Annotated in this window: 7 protein-coding genes; 6 read left to right on the forward strand and 1 reads right to left on the reverse strand. The window is 61.3% G+C overall.

The genetic code is table 11. The features are described from left to right. The first annotated feature begins 339 nt into the window (after positions 1-339). Genes QZY67_RS06195 through QZY67_RS06215 form a run of 5 tightly spaced genes read left to right on the forward strand, consistent with a single transcriptional unit; the run spans position 340 to position 5,376 of the window. The gene (locus tag QZY67_RS06195) at positions 340-1,332 is read left to right on the forward strand and encodes an ABC transporter permease (protein WP_295369134.1); all 993 of its coding nucleotides are present in this window, start codon (positions 340-342) and stop codon (positions 1,330-1,332) included. Positions 1,333-1,345: 13 nt separating this feature from the next. Beyond that, entirely contained in the window at positions 1,346-3,160 is a 1,815-nt protein-coding gene (locus QZY67_RS06200) for an ABC transporter permease subunit (RefSeq protein WP_295369135.1), read from the forward strand. A 7-nt stretch (positions 3,161-3,167) separates the two neighbouring features. Further along, positions 3,168-4,163, forward strand: coding sequence for an ABC transporter ATP-binding protein (locus QZY67_RS06205; protein ID WP_295369137.1), 996 nt, complete (start codon positions 3,168-3,170; stop codon positions 4,161-4,163). After that, positions 4,153-5,163 carry an oligopeptide/dipeptide ABC transporter ATP-binding protein gene (locus QZY67_RS06210; RefSeq protein WP_295369139.1) on the forward strand — a complete coding sequence of 337 codons (1,011 nt, stop codon included), beginning with the start codon at positions 4,153-4,155 and terminating at the stop codon, positions 5,161-5,163. Before QZY67_RS06205 ends, QZY67_RS06210 begins: the two co-directional genes overlap by 11 nt. Positions 5,164-5,169: 6 nt before the next feature. After that, positions 5,170-5,376, forward strand: coding sequence for a hypothetical protein (locus QZY67_RS06215; RefSeq protein ID WP_295369141.1), 207 nt, complete (start codon positions 5,170-5,172; stop codon positions 5,374-5,376). A gap of 42 nt (positions 5,377-5,418) precedes the next feature. Here the strand turns inward: QZY67_RS06215 and QZY67_RS06220 are convergent, their stop codons facing one another. Beyond that, positions 5,419-6,501 (reverse strand): helix-turn-helix transcriptional regulator, encoded by a 1,083-nt coding sequence (locus QZY67_RS06220; protein ID WP_295369142.1) that lies wholly within the window; start codon positions 6,499-6,501, stop codon positions 5,419-5,421. Positions 6,502-6,729: 228 nt separating this feature from the next. On the opposite strand from QZY67_RS06220, the gene QZY67_RS06225 reads away from it, so the two are divergent. After that, on the forward strand, positions 6,730-7,146 hold the full coding sequence (locus QZY67_RS06225; RefSeq protein WP_295369144.1) for a PaaI family thioesterase: 417 nt from the start codon (positions 6,730-6,732) through the stop codon (positions 7,144-7,146). Positions 7,147-7,302 lie beyond the last annotated feature (156 nt).

Consider the following 7,302-nt stretch of genomic DNA (forward strand, 5'->3'; position numbering starts at 1 on the left):
CGGAACCCCGCATTTCGCGCGGGTTCCGCCGGTTTTCCGGTATTTGGGCATTCCCGGGGAAATGCCGCATACCCCCTTTTGCTATGCAAAAGCATAGCAAAATCGGCCATGTGCCGCTGAAAGCGGCACAGCCATGCAATCAAAAGCGCGTGGGCCGGGACGGCCCACAGGCGCAAAAGCTTCATGCGCTCCAGCTTTTTCCTGTATTTGTGGTGCGCCCCCCAAACGCATGAAGTTTTATATGCCGCGTTTCCCTGGGAATGGACACAATACGGACAAGCCATCTCCCACGGCAGACGGGAACCCCGATCCCATAAATTTGAAACGGAGGAAAGGTGAATGGGAAAAGGAAGATATTTACTAAAACGATTTGTATATATCGTTTTTGTATTTTTTATCATCTCCATCCTGATGTTTGCGATCTATAAGTCCATGCCCGGCGACCCGGTGGACATTATGCTGGGCGACAGCAAGACCACCATGAAGCCGGACGCCTACCAGGCCCTGTACGACAAGACGGTGGCCAGCCTGGGCCTGGACAAGCCCCTGCCGGTCCAGTACGTGGCCTGGATGGGCAACATGCTCACCGGCAACTTCGGCTACTCCACCCAGTACAAGCAGGAAGTCATCAACATCATCGGCGCCCCCATGGCGAACACTGTTCTGCTTAACGTGCTGACCATGATCGTGGTGTTCCTCATCGCCGTCCCGCTGGGCATTGTGACCGCGGTACGAAAAAACGGCGTCTTTGACAAGACGGTCCAGGTGCTCACCATCGTGGGCTACAGCCTGCCCCAATTCATCGTGGCCCTGCTGGCCATCTTCCTGCTGGCCGTCAAGTTCCCCATATTCCCCATCAGCGGCGTGAAAACCGCCGGTCTTGACGCCACAGGCCTGAGCGCGTTCCTGGATATGGCGTGGCACATGGTTCTGCCCGTGCTGGTTATGGCCGTGTCCGGCATCGGCGGCATCACCCGCTACGTCCGCGCCGCCATGATTGACGTGCTGCGCATGGACTATATCAAGACCGCCCGGGCCAAGGGCCTGCGGGAAAAGGTGGTCGTGTATGTCCACGCCTTCCGCAACGCCCTGATTCCCATCGTGACCATCACCACCTCGTGGATTATCAGCCTGTTCGGCGGCTCCATCGTCATCGAGAGCGTATTCCTGTGGCCCGGCCTGGGCAAGATGCTCATCGACGGCCTGCTCCAGCGGGACTTCTCCGTGGTGCTCACCATGCAGATGTTCTACGTGGTGCTGTCCCTGGCCGGCAACGTGCTGATGGACATTGCCTACACCATCGTGGATCCCCGTGTCCGACTCGAGAACTAAAGGAGGGAAGACAATGCGAAATCAAAAGAAAAAATCCACCCGCCGCTCCACCGCCTCCATGGCGGCCCAGCGCATGATGGTGGGCAGTCTCCCTCAGGAGGAGGACGAGGTCCTTCAGAGCCCCATGCAGATGGCGCTCCACTCCTTTGTCCGGGATAAGATCGCCATGGCCGGCGTCATCCTGTTCACCTTTATCTTCCTTTGCTGCGTCATCCTGCCCTACTTTTTCCCCATTGACCTGTACTATCAGGACGTGACCCAGGCCAACGTGGCCCCCGGCTTCGGCATGCTGAAGGTACCCAGCGGCCTCCAGGGCAACGCCCAGGACATGTCCGTGGGCAGCTCCTTCTCCGTGGGCCTGGACAAGGACGGCAACGTCTACGAGTGGGGCACCTTCCCCAATGAGAAGCTGAAAAACATCCCCAGCGCCAGCGAGACCGGCAAGCTGGTTCAGATCTCCGCCGGTCTGGACCACGTGGTGGCCGTCAATGAGGAGGGCCAGGTCTTCACCTGGGGCAACGACCGAATGGGTCTGAGCAACATCCCCATGGAGCTGCGCACCGGCGGCAACAACATCAAGCAGATTCTGGCCGGCTACCAGATCTCCCTGGCCCTGACCGAAGAGGGCGAGATGTACAACTGGGGCAGCGAATACCTGCTGCGCATCACCTACCCCGAGGGGGTCCAGGGCAACATCGACAAGTTCGCCGCCAGCACCAACATCGTCATGGTCCTGACCAAGGACGGCGAGGTGGTCCCCCTGACCACCAAGACCTCCGCCTACACCAACATCCCCGAGGAGATCCAGGGCAATGTCATTGACCTGGCCATCACCGACGAGAGCGCCGCCGCCGTCACCTCCGACGGCCGGGTGTACGCCTGGGGCAACAACGTCAAGAAGTCCCTCAACGTGCCCGAGGAGATTCAGGGCCAGGTGGCCTCCATCTCCGCCGGCCGCTATCACTACACCGCCATCCTCAAGGACGGCACCGTGGTCAGCTGGGGCGACAACACCCACGGCCAGGCCTCTGCGCCCGGCAGCGCCACCTCCGTGGCCTCTGTGGACGCCGGCTACTACGCCAATTACGCTATCCAGGAGGACGGCAACGTGGTCTCCTGGGGCCTGAAGGGCTACCTGATGGGCACCGACGCCTTTGGACGCGATCTGTTCCGCCGCATCCTGGTGGGCGGCCGCATGACCATGACCGTGGGCGCCATCTCCGTCATCATCTCCACCATCATCGGCATCATTGTGGGCGGCGTGTCCGGCTACAAGGGCGGCAAGGTGGACAACCTGCTCATGCGTCTGACCGAGATTGTCTCCTCCATCCCCTTCCTCCCCTTCTGTATTATCCTGTCGTCCATCCTGGGCAACAGCATCAGCGAAACCCAGCGCATCATCCTGATTATGTGCATTTTGGGCCTGCTGTCCTGGCCCGGCATCGCCCGCCTGGTCCGCGGCAGCGTGCTGGCCGAGCGCGAGCAGGAGTTCGTCACTGCCGCCAAATCCCTGGGCGTCAAGGAGTCCGGCATTATCTTCCGGCACATCCTGCCCAACATTGTCACCGTCATCATCGTCAACGCCACGCTGAACTTCGCCACCTGCATGCTGACCGAGTCCTCCCTGTCCTTCATCGGCTTCGGCGTCAACGAGCCCAACGCCACCTGGGGCAACATGCTCACCGGCGCGCAGAACGGACAGGTCATCGAGAACTACTGGTGGCGCTGGGTGTTCCCGGCCCTGATGCTGGGCATCTGCACCATCAGCATCAACTGCATCGGCGACGGCCTGCGGGACGCCATTGATCCCAAGTCGAAAGAGAGGTGAACCGGATATGAGTCTGCTTGAAGTAAAAAATCTGCACACCTACTTCACCACCAAGAAGGGCATCGTGAAGGCGGTCAACGACGTGACCTACAGCCTGGAGGCCGGAAAGACCCTGGGCATTGTGGGCGAGTCCGGTTCGGGCAAGAGCGTTTCCGCCATGAGCATCATCCGCCTGCTGGACGGAAACGGCTATATTGAGAGCGGCAGCATCACCTTTGACGGAAAGGACATCCTGTCCGCCTCGGACAAGGACCTGCACCACATCCGGGGCAACGAGATCTCCGTCATCTTCCAGGAGCCCATGACCTCCCTCAACCCGGTGTTCACCGTTGAGCGCCAGATCGGCGAGGTCCTGATGCTCCACCAGCACATGAGCAAGAAGGAAGCCCACGCCAAAGCCGCCTCCCTGCTCGCCGACGTCAAGATCCCCAACCCGGAGCGGGTGGCCAAGCAGTACCCCTTCCAGCTCTCCGGCGGCATGCGCCAGCGCGTCATGATCGCCATGGCCCTGGCCTGCCGGCCCAAGCTGCTCATCGCCGACGAGCCCACCACCGCCCTGGACGTGACCATTCAGGCCCAGATCCTCAAGCTGATGAACGAGCTCAAGCAGCAGACCGGCTCCTCCATCCTGTTCATCACCCACGACCTGGGCGTCATTCACGAGATGGCCGACGAGGTGGCCGTCATGTACTGCGGCCAGATTGTGGAGAAGGCCGACGCGTATACCATTTTCCACAAGGGGGTCCACTCCCACCCCTACACCGAGGGCCTGATGACCTCCATCCCCCGGCTCAACACCCCCAAGGGCAAGCGGCTGGAGGCCATCCCCGGCGCGGTGCCCAACCCGCTGTACCTGCCCCAGGGCTGCAAGTTCGCCCCCCGTTGCAAGTACTGCACCGAGAAGTGCAAGCAGGCCGAGCCCGAGCTGGCGGAGGTCGCGCCCAATCATTTAGTCCGGTGTTTCTACCCGGAGAAGGCGGTGAGGACAGAACATGGAGAATGAGAAAAAAGTGCTGTTGACCGTCCGGGACGTGAAGCAGTATTTCCCGGTGAAAAAGACCAAGCTGCGGGAGAAGCAGCGCTATGTCCGCGCCAACGACGGCATCTCCCTGGACATCTACGCCGGCGAGACCCTGGGCCTGGTGGGCGAGTCGGGCTGCGGCAAGTCCACCCTGGGCCGCACCCTGCTGCAGCTCTATCCCCAGACCCACGGCGATGTCATCTACCACAAGGACGGCAAGGAGATCGACCTGAAGAAGCTGCCCAAGGAGGAGATGCGGGTGCTGCGCAAGGACCTGCAGCTCATCTTCCAGGATCCCTATTCCTCCCTGAACCCCCGCATGACGGTGGGCCAGATCATCGGCGAGGGCCTGGTATCCCACGGCGTGTTCAAGCGGGGCGACCCGGCCATGCGGGACTATATCTTTAAGGTCATGGAGAACTGCGGCCTGGCCACCTATATGTTCGGCCGCTACCCCCACCAGTTCTCCGGCGGCCAGCGGCAGCGCATCGGCATCGCCCGCAGCCTGGCCCTCAACCCCGCCTTTGTGGTGTGTGACGAGGCCGTCTCCGCCCTGGACGTGTCCATCCAGTCCCAGATCCTCAACCTGCTGTCCGATCTGAAGGAGAAGCAGAACCTGACCTACCTCTTCATCACCCACGACCTGAGCGTGGTGAAGTATATCAGCGACCGCATCGGCGTCATGTACCTGGGCAACATGGTGGAGCTGGCCCCCACGGAGGAGCTCTTCGCCAACACCCTGCACCCCTACACCGAGGCCCTGCTCTCCGCCATTCCCGTGGTGGATGAGGACGATAAGCGGGAACGCATCCTGCTGGAGGGCGACATCCCCAGCCCTGTCAATCCCCCCTCCGGCTGTAAGTTCCACACCCGCTGCCGCTACTGCCAGCAGAAGTGTAAGGAGGAGGTCCCCCAGTGGACCAACGTGGGCAACGACCACTATGTGGCCTGCCACTTCCCTCTGGGCAAGAAGGAAGGCTGAGTTTCCATGCTCTTCGGTAAAAAGATTAACCGCGTCCTGAACGTCAAGGAGGCGGAGGAGCGGTTTGAGAAGGAGCGGGAGGAGCTGCCCCTGGAGAAAAAGGACCGTCTTGCCATGATCCTGGCGGCCCTGATTGTGTTCATCCCGGTGCTCATCCTTGTAATCGCCGCCCTTCTTCTGGTCTTATACCTGTTTTTCTTCCGATTCCTCTGATTCAAAAGGCCGGGTCCCGGACAGGGACCCGGCCTTTCTGCGTCATTTTCCTTCCCGGCACAGCTTCTCCCACTGCTCCAGCAGGCCCGGGTACTCCTCCCGGTTCTCCTCCAGCAGCCGCCGGATGCCGTCCGCCGCTGTACTTCCGAAGTCGTCATAGGCGGCGCTCTGGCTGGAGACGATGAAGCGCAGATACTCCATCGTGCAGTCGGGCGCGGCGTCGAAGCGGGCGGCCTGGTCCCTGGCCTGTCTGAGATATTCCTCGGCCTGTGCCGCATCCCCCATATCCATGCTGGAGAAGGCGCACAGCGCCAGGAGCATGACGCTGACCTTGTCCAGATAGGAGGTCTTGCCCGGCTTCTTCAGCCCCTCCTGGAACTGGAGCAGCAGCTGGGTGAAGGCCAGGGCATCCCCCGCTCTGCCCAGGCGGAGACAGGCGTTGCTGTAACCGATGGCGAACCGGACCAGCTGGCTGTCAGCATCCAGCAGCGCCCTGGACAGGTAGGTCAGGGCCTCCTCGCTGGTGGCCTCGTCCATGGCCAGCTCGTTCCCGATCACCGCGTTGTTGATGCCCGCCGTGTTGTTCTCCTTCAGCAGGGCAATCCCCTTCTCCCGCTCCCCCTGGCTCAGGTAGGCTGCCGCAATGTCGTTGCGGATGGAGATTTCCCCGATTTCCGGGTCCCGGTTCTGGGCCAGCAGGCCCAGGCTCCGCCGGAAGAGTTCACGGCAGCGCCGGAGCATCTGGCCGTCCCCCAGCTCTATCCCTGCCACCTGATAGAGCTGGGCACACTCGTACACCACCCGGAAGCTGTTGGGGTACTTCTGCAGAGCACGCTCTCCCTCCCGAAATGCCTCGTCGTAGTGCTTACTCCTGCGCAGGGTCTTGAGCCGCTCCAGCCTGTCCTCCAGGGCCGTGCTCTGCCGCTCATACCCCAGAAGCACATCCACGCTGGTCTCAAAAAACTCCGCCAGCTCCATCATCAGGGACACGTCCGGAACACAGCTGCCCGTCTCCCATTTGGACACCGTCCCCACCGTAATCCCCATGGCCTCGGCCAGCTGCTCCTGGGTCAGTCCCCGCTCTTTTCTCATCATGCGGATGTTCTCCGCCAGACACACTTTCATGTGCTCACTCCTTTCTTGTTTGTGCCCTCAGTATACCGCCCTTTTTCTCCGGATTGAAGGCGGTATTTTTCTTGTTGCGATGGAAAAATATTTCCCAACAGGAAAATTGGCATGGGTGCAGACGGCCCGGAAGAGCAAAAACAGTTGTACTTCTCCGCTGTACTTGCTATAATTTATCCACCGCACAGTCCAAATCTGTGCAAAATTCTTCAGAAAGGGGTGCTCTCCATGCCCACCCTCGACCAGATCCGCGCCTGCTTTGCCGGCGACCGCTTCGCCACTGAGACAGCCGGTGTGATCATTGACGCCGCCGAGCCCGGACGTGCCGTCTGCTCCATGCCCATCCGCCCCATCCACCTCAACGCCAACTCCGTGCCCATGGGGGGCGCCATCTTTACCCTGGCCGACTTTACCTTTGCCGTGGCCGCCAACGGCCACAGCGAGCGCATCACCGTCACCCAGCAGGTGTCCATCACCTTTCTCTCCCCCTCCCGGGGGAATACTCTGGTGGCGGAGGCCAGATGCCTGAAGGCAGGCCGCACCACCTGCCTCTACGCTGTGGACGTCACCGACGACCTGGGGGCCCAGGTGGCCCACCTCACCGTCAACGGCTACACGGTGGACAAGCCTCCGAAGGGCACCTGAGCAGGTTCTCCCCTGCATAAGACAACAGCGCCGCCCCGGCATAAGCCGGGACGGCGCTCAGCGTGTCGAAAAACCTCGGTTTAAAAGGACCTGCCTGAACTGGGGCGGGGGAGCGCGAGGGGGCAGCCGCCCGCCTCGCGTGGAATCGAATGCCCC

The sequence above is a fragment of the uncultured Pseudoflavonifractor sp. genome (genome assembly GCA_904419835.1).
Classification (GTDB): Bacteria; Bacillota; Clostridia; order Oscillospirales; family Oscillospiraceae; genus Pseudoflavonifractor.